This window comes from Christensenella sp., assembly GCF_034927525.1.
Classification (GTDB): domain Bacteria; phylum Bacillota; class Clostridia; order Christensenellales; family Christensenellaceae; genus Christensenella.
Map to the genome: position 1 here is coordinate 1 of NZ_JAYFPU010000125.1, position 17045 is coordinate 17045.

Annotated in this window: 17 protein-coding genes and 1 pseudogene; 11 read left to right on the forward strand and 7 right to left on the reverse strand. The window is 48.2% G+C overall.

Going from position 1 to position 17045, the window contains the following annotated elements; all coding sequences use genetic code 11:
* Both VB081_RS05090 and VB081_RS05095 read left to right on the forward strand, forming a co-directional pair.
* Positions 1-1249: deoxyguanosinetriphosphate triphosphohydrolase family protein (locus VB081_RS05090; RefSeq protein ID WP_323399759.1), on the forward strand; the 1249-nt coding region annotated here is incomplete at its 5' end.
* A gap of 96 nt (positions 1250-1345) precedes the next feature.
* Complete coding sequence (locus VB081_RS05095; protein ID WP_323399775.1) at positions 1346-1720, forward strand: desulfoferrodoxin; 375 nt, start codon at positions 1346-1348, stop codon at positions 1718-1720.
* A gap of 170 nt (positions 1721-1890) precedes the next feature.
* Here VB081_RS05095 and VB081_RS05100 read toward each other — a convergent pair whose 3' ends face one another.
* Positions 1891-2448 (reverse strand): DUF6512 family protein, encoded by a 558-nt coding sequence (locus VB081_RS05100; protein ID WP_323399760.1) that lies wholly within the window; start codon positions 2446-2448, stop codon positions 1891-1893.
* 132 nt (positions 2449-2580) lie between these two features.
* Between VB081_RS05100 and VB081_RS05105 the strand changes: the two genes are divergently transcribed.
* Entirely contained in the window at positions 2581-3831 is a 1251-nt protein-coding gene (locus VB081_RS05105) for a homocysteine S-methyltransferase family protein (protein WP_323399761.1), read from the forward strand.
* Positions 3832-3893: 62 nt separating this feature from the next.
* Here the strand turns inward: VB081_RS05105 and VB081_RS05110 are convergent, their stop codons facing one another.
* From VB081_RS05110 to VB081_RS05135, 6 genes are all read right to left on the reverse strand, one after another.
* Complete coding sequence (locus VB081_RS05110; RefSeq protein ID WP_323399762.1) at positions 3894-4646, reverse strand: acyl-[acyl-carrier-protein] thioesterase; 753 nt, start codon at positions 4644-4646, stop codon at positions 3894-3896.
* Positions 4647-4676: 30 nt separating this feature from the next.
* Positions 4677-5564, reverse strand: coding sequence for a ribokinase (locus VB081_RS05115; RefSeq protein WP_323399763.1), 888 nt, complete (start codon positions 5562-5564; stop codon positions 4677-4679).
* A 10-nt stretch (positions 5565-5574) separates the two neighbouring features.
* Positions 5575-6336, reverse strand: a complete 762-nt coding sequence (locus tag VB081_RS05120; protein ID WP_323399764.1) for an amino acid ABC transporter ATP-binding protein — start codon at positions 6334-6336, stop codon at positions 5575-5577.
* A gap of 10 nt (positions 6337-6346) precedes the next feature.
* A complete protein-coding gene (locus VB081_RS05125; RefSeq protein ID WP_323399765.1) occupies positions 6347-7009 on the reverse strand; it encodes an amino acid ABC transporter permease in 663 nt (220 codons plus the stop codon).
* A 99-nt stretch (positions 7010-7108) separates the two neighbouring features.
* Complete coding sequence (locus tag VB081_RS05130; protein ID WP_323399766.1) at positions 7109-7969, reverse strand: amino acid ABC transporter substrate-binding protein; 861 nt, start codon at positions 7967-7969, stop codon at positions 7109-7111.
* A 102-nt stretch (positions 7970-8071) separates the two neighbouring features.
* Positions 8072-8947, reverse strand: coding sequence for a MurR/RpiR family transcriptional regulator (locus tag VB081_RS05135; protein WP_323399767.1), 876 nt, complete (start codon positions 8945-8947; stop codon positions 8072-8074).
* A gap of 318 nt (positions 8948-9265) precedes the next feature.
* Here VB081_RS05135 and VB081_RS05140 point away from each other — a divergent pair, with 318 nt between their 5' ends.
* From VB081_RS05140 to VB081_RS05175, 8 genes and pseudogenes are all read left to right on the forward strand, one after another.
* Positions 9266-10054, forward strand: a complete 789-nt coding sequence (locus VB081_RS05140; protein WP_323399768.1) for a GntR family transcriptional regulator — start codon at positions 9266-9268, stop codon at positions 10052-10054.
* 61 nt (positions 10055-10115) lie between these two features.
* On the forward strand, positions 10116-11312 hold the full coding sequence (locus VB081_RS05145; protein WP_323399769.1) for a sn-glycerol-1-phosphate dehydrogenase: 1197 nt from the start codon (positions 10116-10118) through the stop codon (positions 11310-11312).
* A gap of 545 nt (positions 11313-11857) precedes the next feature.
* On the forward strand, positions 11858-12619 hold the full coding sequence (gene ispG, locus VB081_RS05150) for a (E)-4-hydroxy-3-methylbut-2-enyl-diphosphate synthase (protein ID WP_323399770.1): 762 nt from the start codon (positions 11858-11860) through the stop codon (positions 12617-12619).
* A gap of 62 nt (positions 12620-12681) precedes the next feature.
* Positions 12682-13533 (forward strand): PHP domain-containing protein, encoded by an 852-nt coding sequence (locus tag VB081_RS05155; protein WP_323399771.1) that lies wholly within the window; start codon positions 12682-12684, stop codon positions 13531-13533.
* Between the two features lie 144 nt (positions 13534-13677).
* Positions 13678-14991, forward strand: a complete 1314-nt coding sequence (locus VB081_RS05160; protein WP_323399772.1) for an NAD(P)H-dependent oxidoreductase — start codon at positions 13678-13680, stop codon at positions 14989-14991.
* Positions 14992-15027: 36 nt separating this feature from the next.
* A complete protein-coding gene (locus VB081_RS05165; RefSeq protein ID WP_323399773.1) occupies positions 15028-15720 on the forward strand; it encodes an MgtC/SapB family protein in 693 nt (230 codons plus the stop codon).
* Positions 15721-15765: 45 nt separating this feature from the next.
* On the forward strand, positions 15766-16677 hold the full coding sequence (locus VB081_RS05170) for a carbohydrate ABC transporter permease (protein WP_323399774.1): 912 nt from the start codon (positions 15766-15768) through the stop codon (positions 16675-16677).
* Positions 16667-17045 (forward strand): annotated as a pseudogene (locus tag VB081_RS05175) (carbohydrate ABC transporter permease); the annotation flags it as partial. The gene VB081_RS05170 and the pseudogene VB081_RS05175, both read left to right, overlap by 11 nt.

The following is a 17045-nucleotide window of genomic DNA, read 5'->3' on the forward strand; positions in this document are numbered from 1 at the left end:
AATGCGGATGGATACGAAGAAAAAATATTTGGAGCTCGATCCTGCGGTAAAAGAAGCGGTATATGCAGACCTGAAGAAAAAACAGGATGAATTGTGCCCGCACGCGACAAGGGATCAGTATTCTTTGCGCCGCGAAAAGGAAACGTTCCGTGTGCAGCGGCCAAACTTTGCCAAGGACTGCGAACGCATACTCTATTGCCGTTATTTCAACCGCTACGCAGACAAGACGCAGGTGTTTTCGCTTTACAAGAACGACGACATCACGCGCCGTATCCTGCATGTACAGCTTGTTTCACGCATTGCGCGCAACATTGGGCGTATGCTCAACCTAAACCTTGACCTGATCGAAGCGATCGCCCTCGGGCACGACCTCGGCCACACGCCGTTTGGGCATGCGGGGGAGCGCTTTTTGTCCGCGATTTACAGGGAAAACACAGGCAGGTACTTTAACCACAATGTGCATAGCGCGCGTATTTTAGATAAAGTTCTTTCCTTAAACCTGAGCCTGCAGGTGTTAAACGGGATATTGTGTCACAACGGCGAGAAGGTGAGCGGGGAATACCGCCCGCATCCGTATGCCTCCAAGGATGCGGAAGGCATGTTTTCGGAATTTGACCGCCAGATCGAAGCGTGTTATACCGACGAAGGGGCGACGGGAAGGCTGGTGCCTGCGACGCTTGAAGGGTGTGTGGTGCGTCTCGCGGACGTGATCGCCTATCTTGGGAAGGACAGGCAGGACGCGCAGATTTTGAAGATCGACATAACGGCATTTTCGGAAAACAATGTGCTTGGCTCCACAAATTCTGATTTTATCAATAACGTCATCACGAACGTCGTATCCAACAGTTACGGCAAACCGTATATCAAGCTTGATAAGGAATATGCGGATGCGCTTGCGTATGAGAAGCAGGTCAATTTCAAGCGGATTTATGAGCCGCAGGACAAGAACGAGCCATACCCGACGATCCGTAAAATGTTTGAAAAGGTTTATGCAAAGCTTTTGCAGGACTTTATCGACGGGGATGAACGCTCGCCGGTATTCCGCCATCATATCAATCATATTTTCAGCGGATTTGCACGCGCGGCAGGGCTGAAGGAACAGTATTTGAAAGAGGAACCGAATCAGGTCGTGGTCGATTATATCGCCAGTATGACGGACGATTATTTTATGGATTTGTACGAATACCTGTTCCCCGGACAACAGCAGCTTAGCTACCAGTCCTATTTTTCTGCCAGAAACGAGAAATAGCGTTTATCTTCTTAAGGCGGTGTTTAATAATAGCATAAGATGAACCGAGGGGTTTATGAACATCCTATTATTTTATATTATTATGAGGTGAAAATGATGAAAGAGAAAGCAAATTTTTACAGATGTGAGTTATGTGGGAATATTGTCGGACTGATCAAGGATGGCGGCGGAGAGCTTGTCTGCTGCGGAAAACCGATGGTAAAGCTTGTACCCAACACAGTAGACGCGGCGCAGGAAAAGCATGTACCCGTTTATGAAAAAGACGGCAACAAGGTAAAGGTACAGGTGGGCAGCGTAGAGCACCCGATGACGGAAGAACATTACATTGAATGGATCGCGGTGGAAACGCCCAAGCTGATGCAGCGCCATGTGCTCGAGCCGGGCGAAGCGCCGAAGGCGGAATTCGTTGTGGATAGTGACGAGATCGAAGTATTTGCTTACTGCAACCTGCACGGGTTGTGGAAGAGCTGAGCACAGTAATGAAAGAGTAAAATACAAAAAACCGGCGTCTTTGGAAGAAGATGCCGGTTTTTTGCATTCGGTATAGACACTCAGAGGTACACATAAAACCTCTTATCTATTTATATGCAGGCAGCGTATAAAATATTCCAGGATTCTATATATTTATTTATCGCGGTATGTTATGCAGTCGGAAAACCGAAAGTACCCGTTGCGGAATCCTGGAAAAGCGGGATATGCGGCGGGAACGCGGTAAACAGCAGTTCCATTAACAGCACGGCGGCAAACAGAATAAAGATGGGGATAAAACGGCTGTCAAAATCACGCTTGGATTGGTACAGCCGGTAGGAGACGTAGAAAACAAAGATCGTCAGTATGAACGTAAAGACGATGTCGACCGCAAGGGATTCCACGCCAAACATACCGGAATAGGTATAGAAAAATGTGATCATCAGAAGCGGGATCAGCGACATAGAGATCGTCTTGGCTGCAAAAAAACGTCTGAAATCGGGCTTGACGATGAAGTATTCCGCGATGCTGAAAAATAAAAACGGGAAATAAACGATTTTTGTATGCTCCCATACACTTTCATTGACTGCGGCAAACATGCCTACAAAATGGTTGTATCCCGACCATTCAAACAGAAAATGAAAAACGGGGGCGAGGATATAAACGACGATGGCTCCGATGATCTCGTACCGCAAAAGATGACGGGCGCGGTCGTGCGATATATAATTCATGGATAAGCCCTCCTTATATTATGATGACATATAAATACACCGCCCGGCGAAATATATTCATGTTTTTCGTGGAACCGGCAAGAGATTTAAGATATAATATTGATGAAACAAAGTAGGGCAAAGGAGATCGAAATGGGAAAACTGGCTGAGAAATGCAAAAATGGCGTGTTATTATATGACGGATCGAAGGGGGTCATGTTGCAGCGGCGCGGGCTTACAGGCGGGCAAAGCGCGGAGGAATGGAACCTGACGCAGGCAGATAAGGTGCGCGACGTATATATGAGCTATATTGATGCGGGTGCAGACGTGATCCAGACGAACACGTTTTGCGGGAACGGGCCGCAGCTAAAGGCGCACGGCCTTAGTGAAAAGCTTTACGAGATCAATTATGAGGGCGCGAAGCTGGCGCTTGCGTGCACAGAAGGAAAAGACGTGATGGTCGCGGCTTCGATCGGGCCAACGGGGCTGTTTTTCGAGCCTGCAGGGGAAATGAAGTTTGAAACGGCTGTAGAGTATTTCAAACAGCAGTTAATGCCCCTAAAGGACGCGGGCGTGGGCATCGTCAATTTTGAAACGTTTACGGATTTAAACGAGATGCGCGCGGGTGTTGTGGCAGCGCAGGAGCTGGGTGGATTTGAGATCATTACCCATATGACGTATGAAAACGGCTCTACGATGTCCGGAAACACGCCAGATGTATGCGCGAGCGTGCTCTATGCACTGGGCGCGACGCTGGTGGGGGCAAATTGTTCGGGCGGGCCGGATAGCCTCTTAGGGCCGCTTAAAGTGATGGGCCAGGTCGCGCCGATGCTTTGCGCAAAGCCAAACGCGGGGCTGCCGGAGATGGAATCGGGCGTGGCGGTGTTCAAGCAAAGACCGGAAGATTTTGCGGCAAGCGCGCAAGATTTCCTTGACTGTGGCGTGCGGCTGCTGGGCGGCTGCTGCGGCAGCAGCGAACAACATATCGCTGCGTTGCGCGAGGCGATCGATGCGGCGCGCATCCCTGCAATACTTACACCAAAACAACAGAGGCTGGCAAGCACATACAGCAGTGTTGTGTGGGACGCAGGCTTAGGGGTAGCGGAGATGGACGTGTGCACCGATGCAGTATTGTCCGGCATTCGCGGCGGGGATTATTTTTGCCTGATGGACGCGGTTCCGGCGGGGGAAGCGGACGCTGATGTGGTGGCGGTCGATTTTCGCGCGATGGAGATGGATTTTGATATGTGGAGTTTTGTTTCCACGCTTTCCATGTTTGTAAAAAAGCCGTTGATCGTGAAGGCGGAGAACACAGAGCTTGTGAAAGCTTTTTTGCGCTGTTATGCGGGACGTGCAGGCGTAACGGACAAAGAGGCGGCGGCATACGGCGCGCTACTGGTATAGTATAGGAAAGAAAAAGCCTTTTGCATGATGCGAAAGGCTTTTTTGGTATCAGGTATGCTTTGTCATTTGCGTAGCGATCCGGTATTGTTTTTCCAGCCGATGGTCGCGTCGAACACGGTGTTTTCGTCCCGCTTTCCACATATAAAAATCGTATCGTCCATCTGTTTACAATAAAGATCGACACGGTCGTCCATATAGGTCTCAGCAACATAATTGATACGAAGATCTTCCATGTAGCCGTTTTTCAGCGTGTCTGCATCAAAAAGCTCACACACCCAGTCCGCGTATTTGGCGTTGTTCATGTGTCCGTTCATGTCTGTATCGCTATACATCACTGTGCGCGTGCATATATGTTCCATATCGTCCGGCATTTTGATTTTGGTAGGCTCTGCAAGAGCGGTTCCGTGCTTGAGGTCGTAGGGATAATTTTCGCCGATCTCTCCGGTGCGGCACAAATACCGTTCGTGGATGTTAAAGAGCACCCACAGGGAAGTGGCGCGTCCGAGTTCTTCGCCAGCCTCGTTGAAAAACATCGTGTGGCGGATGAAAAAAAGCTTGGTCGGTTTTCCCGGCCATGTTACGACACGGATGTTTTCCGTCAGCGCCGGATACTTTGTCATCTTTAAATGAAGCCGCGTGAGCATCCATGCGAGGCCCTTTTCGTCCACAAGATCGGCACGCCCCGCACCCACGGCGATGGCATGGTCTTCCGCGATCTCCTGCATGCGCGTGAGTACGGCGGACGGACGCCACACGCCCTTTAAATCCACGTCGAGTGCGCGGATGGTATAATCCTGTTCAAGCTTTGTGATCATGATAGGGGACTCCTCTGTTGTGGTGTAATATTATTTTTCCTGCGCGAGTACCATATCAAGCGTCGGGATGGAACCGGCAGCGCCTTTTTTGGAGACGGTGATGGAAGAAGCGCGCGCAGCCAAGCGCAACGTATCTTCGATAGACAGACCGTTTGAGACGCCGTATACAAAATAACCAAGGAACGTATCGCCTGCGGCGGTCGTATCAACTGCCTTGACGGGGAAGATGCCCTGCGTATATGTTTTGTCACCGTCGTAATACCGCGAACCCTCTGAGCCGAGCGTCATGAGGATATTTGCGTGTGGATATTTTTTCGCGATCGCGGGAATGATATTGTCGATCACGTCTGTGCCTGCGATCTGTGCGCCTTCGATCTCGTTTACGATAAAGTATTTTACCTTTTCAAGCGGAAGGTCGTTGATGCTGGGATCGATAGGCGAAGGATTCAGCACGATATTCATCCCTTTTTCATATGCCTTGTCGATCAGATAGGAGATATCGTTGAGCTCGTTCTGCAGCAGCAGAAAATCGCCTGCTTCGAAATGCGTGAGCGTTTCGTCCATTTGCTCTTTCGGAATTTGGCGGTTTGTACCGCCGAACACGATGATACAGTTTTGACCGTTCGGGTCGACCTGAATGACCGTATGTCCCGAAGGCGCGTCTTCGCGCTGCAAAACAAAATCATGATTCACGCCTGCCTGTTGGAGCGCTTCTAGGAGGGGATCCCCGTCGCTGCCCACTGTGCCCGCGTGATATACGTTGGCGCCCGCCTTTTTGGTGGCGATCGACTGATTAAGGCCTTTGCCGCCTGCAAAAATATTGCGCCCAAGAGAAGTGATCGTCTCTCCCGGGGTGACAAAATGGGGGACATCGTACACGTAATCCACATTCAGGGAACCAAAATTCAATACTTTCATGCTGCTTACCTCATACGCTTAGTAGTTTGTTGAGAAATGCTTTGATGCGTTCTTCCTTGGGATTGACAAGGAGCTCGCCCGGCGTACCGCGTTCAAGCACGCGCCCTTCGTCCATGAAAACAACGCTGTTTGCCACTTCTTTGGCAAAGCCCATTTCAGGTGTGACGATGAGCATCGTCATATGCTCGGCAGCAAGCTCTTTGATGACCTGCAGCACCTCGCCCGTAAGCTCGGGGTCGAGCGCTGACGTCGGTTCGTCAAAGCAAAGGATATCCGGATCCATCGCGAGTGCACGCGCAATGGCCACACGCTGTCCCTGACCGCCCGAAAGCTCGCAGGGGTAGGCGTCGGCACGATCACGCAAGCCGACCTTTCCAAGCAGGTCGAGCGCTTCGCTCTCTGCCTGTTCTTTTGGTTTTTTATCGACGCTCATGGGTGCGAGCGTTAAATTCTGCAATACATTCAAATGGGGAAACAGGTTGAAGTTCTGGAACACCATGCCAAGGTGCAGCCGCGCCTGCGTCAGCTCCTCATCCTTCAAATACTGTGTAACGCCGGCTACTTCTTCGGCGATCGTGTTCCCGTCCAAAATGATCGTACCTTTTTCCGCGCGCTCCAAGCAGTTGATGCACCGAAGAAGGGTGCTTTTGCCAGAGCCGGAAGGACCAATGATGGCAAGTGTTTCGCCCTTTTCCAAGGACAGGTCGATATTTTTCAGTACTTCGGATTTTCCGAAGTTTTTATATAAGCCTTTGACTTCCAATATACTCATGCGCTTCACCCTATATCCTGTAATAATTCATGCGTTTTTCGATCTTTTTGAGCACGACAGTGACTACGGCGTTGATCGCCAGATAGAAGACCATCGCTACAACAAGGGGCATGATCGATACTTCGCGGTTTGCAGCCGAGTACGCGATCTGCAAAAGGTCGCCGATGGCAATGATGCTTACGAGCGCCGTATCCTTTACAAGGTTGATGACCTCGTTGCCAAGAGAGGGCATGACGATCTTGAACACCTGCGGAATGACGATCTTGCGCATGGTGACGCCCTTGGAAAGGCCCAGCACGGAAGCCGCCTCATATTGTCCGCGGTTGATGGACTGGATGCCTCCGCGAAAGATTTCACTGTAATATGCGGTATAATTGAGCACAAAAGAGATCAACGCGGATTCAAAACGTCCAAGACGGAATTCGGCACCCATTGTGGTGAGCAGCAGATTAACGCCAAAATACAAAAAACATACCTGTAAAATGAGCGGCGTTCCACGCATGATCGTGACATAGACCGTGTATGCGCCCCTGCCAAATTTACTTTTGCTCAGGCTGGCCTGCGAGCCGAAAAAACCAAGCGGGATGGAACAGGCGAGCGTCAGGGCAAAGAGCGCAAGCGTTACACCCAGACCGTTTGCAAGCTCTGGGAAAAAACCAAAGAAGCTTTCCATGCAATATACTCCTCAATCAAAAATCATCATTGGTGTGAAAAAATCGGACAGTATTATTATACTGCCCGATCTGTGTATTTTCAATCATTTGAGCCAAGTTTAGAATGTTGTTACATCCCGTCCGAACCATTTGTTGCTGATCTCAGCTGCCGTACCGTCTTCTTTCATCTGTTTTAACGCTTCCATCACAGCATCGTGGAAGGACTGGTCACCTTTCCGGAAGCCGATGCCATATTCTTCAGGCGCAAGCGTTTCATCAAGGATCGTGTATGCGCCTTCCTGTTTACTGGAATAGTAATCGGCAACAACGGAGTCTACCGCGACCGCGTCGACCTGCCCGTTGGAAAGATCCATCAGCGCCATCACGTTGTCCTTGAACTTGATCATTTCGCCGATCGATGCTGCAAATTCCTCATTTGCTTCTACCGCTTCCTGCGCGGAAGAACCGTCCTGCACGCCCACGCGCTTGCCGGCGACATCTGCTAAAGACTTGATATCCGAGCCGGCTTTTACAACGATCACCTGTGCGTTGCCCATATAAGGCTCGCTCATCAGCACTTTTTCTTTACGCTCGTCCGTAATCGTGTAGCCGTTCCAGATCACGTCGATGTTTCCGGTGCTGAGTTCCATTTCTTTGGAGTTCCAGTCGATCGCCTGCAGGTTTACCTTCAGTCCCATATGTTCTGCCACAGCTTTTGCCATATCAACATCAAAACCTGTCAGTTCGCCGCTTTCGTCCTTAAAGCCCATGGGAGGGAAGCTGATGTCCATACCCATGATAAATTCACCTTTGTCTTTGATCTTCTGCAGAGAATCGTCGGATGCAGCGGCGCCTTGCGAGGCCGCAGCTGTACCGTCGGCAGATGCGTCCGCGCTGGGCGTTTGCGCCGCAGGTGCGCAGCCGATGAAGCTGACCGCCGCGAAGACAATAACAAGCGTTAATAACAATACCTTTTTCATAAACAAATCTCCCCTGAATACAAATTTTATCACAATATGCATATTATAATTCATTGTGCTAAATTAGTAAAGGGGTAAAGCGGAGAAATTACTTTGCAGAAATCACAATTTGTTTTGCCAGAGGATTTTATTTGCCTTTTCCATATTATCGTGCTGTTCATCATTTAGCGCCATCATGGTGCAAACGCCTAAGGACTCCAGAATGCACATGGCAGGAATACGTTTCGATATCACATCACCGGTAATGTCGTAGGAAAAAGAAGCGGTCAGGATCGTGAAATCGGCAAGCTTCCCAAGCGGTGAAAGCGGAAAATTGCTGATGGCAAGGATCGGCACATTCTGCTTTTTCGCGATCTTTGCGATATCACAAACACTTTTTGTCTGGCCTGAATGAGAAATACAAACCAGAAGATCGCCCTTTGTCATATAGGATAAGACGACCAGCTGACGATCGAAATCAGGATAGTAATGGGTGTTGAAGCCCATGCGGAAAAACTTCTGCGCGCCCGCCATTGCGACCCCGCCGGCATTTCCGGCACCTATAAATAATATGTTTTTGCTTTTAAGAAGTGCATGATAGGCCTTTTCAAACAATTCGAAATCGATCATTTCAAAAGAATCGCGAAGGGCCTGAATACCCGTTTCAAATACTTTTTTAGAAATGGTAGGAATGCTGTCGTCCCAGGAGATACCGACCTGCTGCACGATCTGCTCACTGCCGTTCCCTAAAATTTTTGAACGCAGCTCCGTATAACCGCTATACCCCAAACGCCGGGCAAGGCGGAAAAAAGTTGCTTCGCTGCAGCCTGCGCTTTTGGCGACTGCGGTAATTGTGGAATGGGCAATAGCACCAGGATTTTTAAGACAAAAGTCCGCTGCGCGCCGCTCGGCAGATTTTAACTGATCATATACGTATTTGAACTTGATCAGACAAGAATGAGACATTTGGTTATTATTGGACATAGATTGATTGTTCATTGTTTTCTCTTTTCTGAATAAATTTTGAATAACAGGTTACGCAGAACAATACCTTTTTTAAATTATACCATATTGTGAAAAAATTTGGCAAGCAGGGCAGCAAAATGAATAAAGGAGCCGGTCGGGAATATTTCGCGTAATATATAATAAGATTCATGTAATTGCAGCTGACAAGAAAGAATTTGCGTTGCTGATGGTTTTTCAAAAGTAAAAGCATCAATTGAAAAAAGTATATTACCAGTGGTAATTAAATTATTGACAAGTGGTAATACTAATGCTACGCTATTAATAGAAAATTACTGATTGGAGGCATACCATATGGGGAATCGTACCTCTGGCGAAGAATCTGCACATAAAAAAATCATTGGAATAAAAGGGAAAAAACCGCTCTACCGGGTACTGCGGACTGAACTGCTCAACCAGTATAAGGGATTGAGCTATTATGCGCCTTTTCCCAGCGAACGCGATATATCGGAGCAATATCAAATCAGCCGTCCGACGGTGCGCATGGCTCTGGAGCTTTTGGAAAAAGAAGGCAAAGTGGTGCGCCTTCCGGGTAAGGGAACCTTTTTTACCGGAAACAGGCCGTATGTGGATCATCAGCTTGCGTTTGCAAAGGGCTTTTATCACGATGCGCAGTTGCAGGGGCATACAACAAAGAGCAAGGTGTTGTTCCAGAACATTGAAAAGGCGACTGCTGAGGTCGCGTTGCACATGGGGATAGAGGAGGGGGATACTATTTTCCGGTTAGAGCGTTTGCGCTATCTGGATGGGGAGATATATTCCCTTACAAATTCGTATTTACCGCTGGAACATTTGAAATTTTTACTGGAAACAGATTTTACGGATACATCATTATATGACGTCTTATCTGCGCATGGAATTACGCCGGCAAAGGGACATCAATGCCTGTTGTTTGAACCGGCCGGTTCTTATGAAGCGGCGGTGCTGGGGATCGGTAAGGGAGAACCGTTAAGCGTGATGTCTTCGCAAATGTATGCGGAGGATGGAAGGCTGATCGAATATGTACGGGTGCAGACGCAAGCATATAGAGTACGCTTCGAAATGACGGTCGGCAATGATGGGGATATGAATTTGATCAGGTGATGGACTTTGGACTTGCGGGCTGTAAAAATAACAGGACAAGCTAAGGGAAAGGATTGTGAAAATGAAAAGCATAGTGGAGACGCCTGTGGAGAAACTGGCTACGATATCGTTTGACTGTGACTGTGGAAACAAGCACTCGATCGATATTCAGAAAATCGTAGTGGGTGAGGGGGTGCTGCCCTCCTTAATGGACATGGTTGAGCCTTTTAAAGACGGAAAAATATTGATGGTCAGCGACCAGAATACATTTGAAGCGGCAGGAGAAACCGCTTATGGGATATTGCAAAAGGCGGGCTGCGACGTCAAGAGTTTTGTATTCCAGACAGGCTGCGATATCCTGATACCAGATAAAAAAGCACTGGGAAGGTTGTTTATGGAACTTGAACCGGATACGTCGTTGATGATTGCCGTCGGTTCGGGCACGATCAATGATCTGACAAAGTATGTGGCGGCGCGCGCCAAAATTCCTTACATTGTAATTTGCACAGCGCCCTCTATGGACGGATACGCTTCAGACGGCGCACCGCTGATCTGTGACGGATTCAAGGTTTCTTTTCAGGGAACGCTCGCATATGGGATAGTGGCGGACATCGACATCATGAGAAAAGCGCCAGAGAACTTGATTCAGGCAGGGTTTGGCGATGTGATTGGCAAATATACCGCGTTGGCGGATTGGATGCTTGCAAGAGAGAACGTGGGAGAATATTATTGTGAAACATGTGCGGAGATGATCAGGGTGGCATTGACAAAGGTGGTCGAGCATGCAGAAGGGATCCGGCGACGTGAAGTTGAAGGAATCCGCAACCTGACGGAGGCGCTTATTATGTCGGGTGTGGCAATGGGGCTGATTGGCGTATCGCGTCCTGCATCGGGCGCAGAACATATGTTATCGCATTATTGGGAAATGTACTACATTGCACATGATTGCTATCCGGAGCTGCACGGGATCAAGGTGGGGATCGCTACACCGCTGATTGCCGAGCTTTTTGAAATGATGCGCGACAAGCTGCCGGAAAGTGTGGCCGCAATCTGCCCGGAGAGGCAGACGATGGAAAAGCTGCTTCAGCTGGTAGCGGCACCGGTGCTGCCTACCGATATCGGTATTATGCGCGAGCTGCTTTATGAAAGCCTGCTGGAGGCGTATCAGGTGCGCAAGCGTTATAGCATAGTGCAGCTTGCGGTAGAGGAAGGCCAGATAGAGGATTGTGCAGAGAAGATCACGAACCGCATCTATGGGAATGCCACGATATCTGTTTAACAGAATAAAAAAGCAGGCTGAAAAGCCTGCTTTTTTTATTGGATGCTTAGGAAAAGGTAAAAAATACAGGAAATAATACCGTGAAAATATTTTTCATAAATAAAATATAAATATTAAAAAAATTTCAAAAAACAGATTGACAAACAAAAAGCGTTCGGTTAAAATAAGCTTATAAATTATAAAACAATGATTCTTTACAATGAAATCGACCAGACATATGCAAAGCGGCAGCGGGCGCTGCCCACAAATACACAATATCAAATAATTCGCAGAAATACAACGATTTAAAGCATCAGATATGAAATTGAATAAAAAGATTGCTCTTGGAGAAAGCGAACAGATTTTCTTGCGGAAGCGTAGGAAGCGATTCTCGCGAAAAAGCATAAATGCGCAAAAATATTTTCGTAAATAAAAAATGAAAACGAAAAATATGCCAAGGGGTACTGGAACAATGCCGGAAAACATGAAAATCTCGCCTGAAAAGAAGCCTGATCGCATGTGCGTAAGCGATATGGAAAACGCATACGCGTAAACGGGGTCGTCATATGAGAAAAAAAACGCAAGTTGTGAAAATAGGGAATGTAGCAATCGGCGGAGAAAATCCGGTCGCGATACAATCTATGACAAAAACAGATACAAAGGATATAGAGGCGACGGTCGCGCAGATACAGACTTTGACTGACGCAGGGTGCCAGATCGTAAGGAGTGCTATATATGACGAGGAATGTGCACGCTGCATTCCGGCGATCAAAGACGCGATCCGAATTCCCTTTGTCGCAGACGTACATTTTGACGCACATATTGCAGTCGCTGCGATCGAGTGCGGCGTGGATAAAATAAGGATCAATCCCGGAAATATTGGTGACAAAGATAAGATCGTCTCTGTTGTAGATGCTGCCAAAGCGCACCACATCCCCATACGCGTGGGGGCAAACTCCGGGTCTATCCCGGCGGATGTGCTGGAGCAGTATGGCAAGCCAACCGCAGATGCGCTGATCGAGAGTGCGCTGCAAAACATCCGTATCTTAGAAAAACAGGGATTCACGGATATTGTCGTTGCCATTAAGTCGTCAAATGTAAACGTGTGTGTGGAGGCGTATCGAAAGATTTCAAAGATATTGGATTATCCTTTACATCTGGGCGTTACGGAAGCGGGAACCTGCAACAATGCGATCATCAAATCGTCAGTTGCACTGGGCGCACTGCTGCTGGATGGTATTGGGGACACGTTTCGTGTATCGGTCACTGGCGATCCGGTGCAGGAAATAGCGATAGCAAAAGAAATTTTAGATAATATCATTCAATGACATAGCAAAAAGCATCACTGTTTTATGGGAAGCATACTTCAAAATGTGGAGGAAGAAAAGAAGTGAGAACGATAGACCTGCACCTTCATAGTATGGCATCAGATGGGTCGTTTTCACCGACCGAAATTGTTGGCATGGCAAAGGAAATTGGCCTTAGCGCGATCGCGCTAACAGACCATGACACGATAGAGGGACTCGATGCGTTTATGAAGGCGGGACGGGAATTGGGTGTCGAAACGATCAGGGGTATAGAGACTTCGGTTTCTGTGGATGATTGTGACGTGCATCTTGTATGCCTTTACTTTGATCCCAAATATCCGGAAATGGTCACGCAGCTGACAAAAATGGCGCACAGCCGCCGGGAGCGCAACATAGCGATGATCGATAAGTTGAGCAAAAATGGGTTTTGCATCTCGCAGGAAGATTTTAAGGAGTACGGCGACAGGGCGATCGCTCGTGGCCATATTGCGAAAGTGCTGGTGCAAAAGCATTTTAATGAGGCGCTCCCCAAAGATATCGTCAGGGACTATCTCAGCAAGGGGAAGCCCGGATATGTAAAGAGGGAAACGCCTGATCCGGCAGTGTTTATCCGGCAGATACATGCGGCTGGAGGACTGGCCTTCGTAGCACATTTGCATCAAATTGACAGAGACGATCCTAAGCATTGCATCAGCATATTCGAACAGCTTGTGGAGATGGGCGTGGACGGACTGGAAACGCAGCATGGCGAATATGATGTTTTTTGGAAGAAAACAACAAAAGACCTTGCCGACAGGTATGGCCTTCTGGAGTCCGGTGGAAGCGATTTTCACGGAGAAATCAAGCCGGGGCTGTGTATGGGCAAAGGGTATGGAGATATGGCTGTGCCGTATTCCTTTTTGGAAAAAATAAAACAGAAACTGGAGATTGGCTAAGAGCCCTGCAGTAACAATCGTTTTGAAACTCATGGTTTAGACTAATTCGATTCAATGATCCAACGTAAAGATTGGAAGTGTTTTTGTGTACCCTTTGGGGTGCTCATATAGGTATGAAAACGACAGATAAAAGGAGAAATGGTAATGTTTGGAATGAGTGAAGAACTTCTAAGGCTGGAGGAACAGGGGAACCCCATCAAATTAGCCGTGATCGGCGCAGGTCAGATGGGTAGAGGCATGGTGAGCCAGGTCGTCCTGATGAAGGGCATGGTTCCGTCGATCGTAGCGGATATACAGCTTGACAATGCGCGCAACGCTCTGCTCCATGCAGGTGTTCCGGAAGAAATGATCCGCGAAGCGAAAAGCGGAGCGGAAGCAAGTGACTATATCAAGCAAGGGAAGTACGTGATCACGGAGGATGCGGGCGTAGCGATTGAAGCAGACGGGATTCCGTGCATTGTGGATGCGACGGGCGTAACGGAGATCGGGGCGCAGATCGCTGTGAAGAGTATCAAAGCGCACAAACATATCGTGATGCTGAATGTAGAGGCTGACGTGGTGGTCGGGCCGCTGCTCTATAAGATGGCAAAAGAGGAAGGCGTGATCTACTCGGGTTCTGCGGGTGACGAGCCGGGCGCGGTGATGGAGTTATACGATTTTGCTACGGCGCTGGGCTTTGACGTGCTGGTGGTCGGCAAAGGAAAGAACAACAAGGTTGACCTGTCGTGTAACCCGGACACTGCATTGGAAGAAGCGACGCGCAAACAAATGAGCCCGAAAATGCTGACTGCGTTCAAGGATGGAACAAAAACGATGGTGGAAATGACGGCGATGTCGAATGCGACGGGCTTTCTGCCGGCGTTCACCAACGGAAGCGGATATGAATCGACAGTCAAGGAGCTGGATCAGGTATACCGCCTGAAAAGCGAAGGCGGGATTTTGGATAGGTATCAGGTGGTGGATTATATCAACGGGGTCGCGCCGGGCGTATATGCGATCGTGACAAGCAAATTGCCTGAGGTACGTGCTGAAATGACATATTTGCAGGTAGGCCCGGGGCCAAACTATACCCTGTTCAGGCCGTATCATTTGACCAGTCTGGAAACACCGATGTCGGTAGCGCGCATCGTGTGTCATGGAGTACCGAGTATTGTACCAAAACTGGGCGCACCGTACGCGGAAACAACGACGATCGCAAAGGTTGACCTGAAAGCAGGCAGTACGCTGGACGGGATCGGCGGCTACACCGTATACGGCGGCTTTTACGAATTTAAGGAAGCGAAGGCGAAGAACGCGCTGCCGTTGGGACTTGTCAATAAAAATACGAAAATGAAACAGGATGTCAAAAAGGGGGAGCTGATCACCTATGACATGGTGGAGCTCGACCAGTCGTCATATATCCTTGGACTGCGCAGAGAGCAGGACGAATTGCTGGAAAAAGGAAAGCTTGTGTGGTAAAAATGAGCCCAGGAAACAGGAAGGAGGGGGATTACAATGATCGAATTTTTTGACACGATACGCGATTTTTCATTTCTGTCTATCGTAGTCCGCCTCGCGTTATGCTTTTTGTCGGCCGGGATCATCGGGTTTGAGAGAGGACGTGTAGGCCGGGCGGCAGGACTGCGGACACATATCCTGGTGGGGCTTGGGGCGTGCATCGTGATGATCACAGATCACTACCTTGTATCGACCGTGAGCCCCAACGCCGATCCGGCGCGTCTGGGGGCGCAGGTGATCAGCGGGATCGGCTTCTTAGGAGCCGGAACGATCCTGGTGACGGGAAAACGGATCACTGGACTGACAACAGCGGCCGGGCTATGGACGACAGCGTGCGTGGGACTTGCATATGGCGGCGGATATTTTGAAGGCGGGCTGCTGGTAACGGCCATCATGGTGGTGACGATCGCGATCATGCACAACTGGGAAGGCCGCAGCTCGACGATGATCAGAATGGAACTGCTGGTCGAAATCGAGAGGCCGGAAGACATCCCTTGCCTGCTGGATACTGTGAGGGTATGCGGGGGTGATGTGCGCAACGTGGACATTGATGATGATCCAAGACATGTATCGAAAGCGGGGAACCTCCAGGTGAGGCTCTCGCTAAAAGTCGGGGTAAATTTTAATGCGACCAGTATATTGGAGGCGTTATCCCGACAAATAACAATTGTTGTTTTCAAAGAGCTGTAAATGAAATTGCTTATTAAGCGAATATAAGAGAAGGAGGCGTGGATCGTGAAGAATGAACAAACAATACAGCTGGAAATCTTTAAAAAGAAAAAAAAGTTAGAAAAACTATTATATCTATTGCCGGCCATAGTGATTTTTTGCGTATTTATGGTGTGGCCGATTATTTATAATGTTTATCTGAGTACGATGGAGTGGAACATGGTATCGCCAGTGAAAACATTTGTGGGTGCGGATAACTATGTGGGGGTATTCCAGGATACGGGATTTTGGAAAGCATTGGGAAACACCGGGATTTATGTAGCCTTGATGATGGGGATGTGTTTTGTTGTGCCTTACTTTTTTTCCTATATTATGGGTAAACTTATTACAAAAGGAAACAAGGGATACCGAGCTCTAATGTTTTTTCCAAGTCTGCTTTCGTTGGCTGTAGCGGCCATTGTGTTTATGTGGTTGTTCAACTCTGTTTCTGGTCCGGTTGCGGAGATATTTCGCGCCTTTGGGCACGAATCGCCTCAATGGTTTACAACACCAGGATATGTCATTCTCGTACTCTCTATTACGACTGCATGGCGATGTTTTGGATATAACTTGATCGTATTTCTGGCGGCAATCGTCGAAGTACCCATAGAGCTGCTGGAAGCAGCCAAGCTGGAGGGGGCGTCTAACTGGAAGATATTTTGGAAGATCGTGGTTCCCTTGACGTCTCCAACGGCACTGTATGTATTTATTATTACTTTTGTAATGGGGCTGCAATACGTCTTTACACCAATTCAGATGATCACAAAGGGCGGCCCAAATATGGCAAGTACAAACCTCGTATACCTGATTTACCAATATGGATTTCAGTTTTTCCAGACAGGACGCGCGGCGGCAGTCGCTATCATATCGTTGATTATCTTCCTGCTGGTATTGTATTTACAGAAACGGCTAGAAAAGAGGGTGCATTATGAAAATTAGTGGTAGGGAATATATAAGAATCAGAAATAAGGGCGAATGGAAATATCATCTGATATTGATTATTGCACTCGTCATAATGATTTATCCTCTCTTATATATGGTGGGTACATCATTTAAAACACTACCTGAAATATTTTCTTCAGGACTTAATGTCGTGCCGACGAATCCGACATTGGATAACTACACGAAGGCTTTTGATTCACTGCCTGTATTACGTTTTTTGCTAAATTCATTGATTATTGCGGTCATTGTTACGGCCAGTAAAATTTTTACAAGCATTCTTGCGTCATATGCGCTGTGTTTTATGGATCTTAAGCATGCATCTTTGATATTCAACTTATTTACCATTTCTATGTTTATTCCGTTTT

Coding starts and splice junctions, on each gene's coding strand:
- VB081_RS05140 (WP_323399768.1), top strand. CDS start 9,266: ATGGGGAATCGTACCTCTGGCGAAGAATCTGCACATAAAAAAATCATT.
- VB081_RS05115 (WP_323399763.1), bottom strand. CDS start 5,564: ATGAAAGTATTGAATTTTGGTTCCCTGAATGTGGATTACGTGTACGAT.
- VB081_RS05095 (WP_323399775.1), top strand. CDS start 1,346: ATGAAAGAGAAAGCAAATTTTTACAGATGTGAGTTATGTGGGAATATT.
- VB081_RS05110 (WP_323399762.1), bottom strand. CDS start 4,646: ATGATCACAAAGCTTGAACAGGATTATACCATCCGCGCACTCGACGTG.
- VB081_RS05100 (WP_323399760.1), bottom strand. CDS start 2,448: ATGAATTATATATCGCACGACCGCGCCCGTCATCTTTTGCGGTACGAG.
- VB081_RS05145 (WP_323399769.1), top strand. CDS start 10,116: ATGAAAAGCATAGTGGAGACGCCTGTGGAGAAACTGGCTACGATATCG.
- VB081_RS05105 (WP_323399761.1), top strand. CDS start 2,581: ATGGGAAAACTGGCTGAGAAATGCAAAAATGGCGTGTTATTATATGAC.
- VB081_RS05160 (WP_323399772.1), top strand. CDS start 13,678: ATGTTTGGAATGAGTGAAGAACTTCTAAGGCTGGAGGAACAGGGGAAC.
- ispG (WP_323399770.1), top strand. CDS start 11,858: ATGAGAAAAAAAACGCAAGTTGTGAAAATAGGGAATGTAGCAATCGGC.
- VB081_RS05130 (WP_323399766.1), bottom strand. CDS start 7,969: ATGAAAAAGGTATTGTTATTAACGCTTGTTATTGTCTTCGCGGCGGTC.
- VB081_RS05135 (WP_323399767.1), bottom strand. CDS start 8,947: ATGAACAATCAATCTATGTCCAATAATAACCAAATGTCTCATTCTTGT.
- VB081_RS05165 (WP_323399773.1), top strand. CDS start 15,028: ATGATCGAATTTTTTGACACGATACGCGATTTTTCATTTCTGTCTATC.
- VB081_RS05120 (WP_323399764.1), bottom strand. CDS start 6,336: ATGAGTATATTGGAAGTCAAAGGCTTATATAAAAACTTCGGAAAATCC.
- VB081_RS05125 (WP_323399765.1), bottom strand. CDS start 7,009: ATGGAAAGCTTCTTTGGTTTTTTCCCAGAGCTTGCAAACGGTCTGGGT.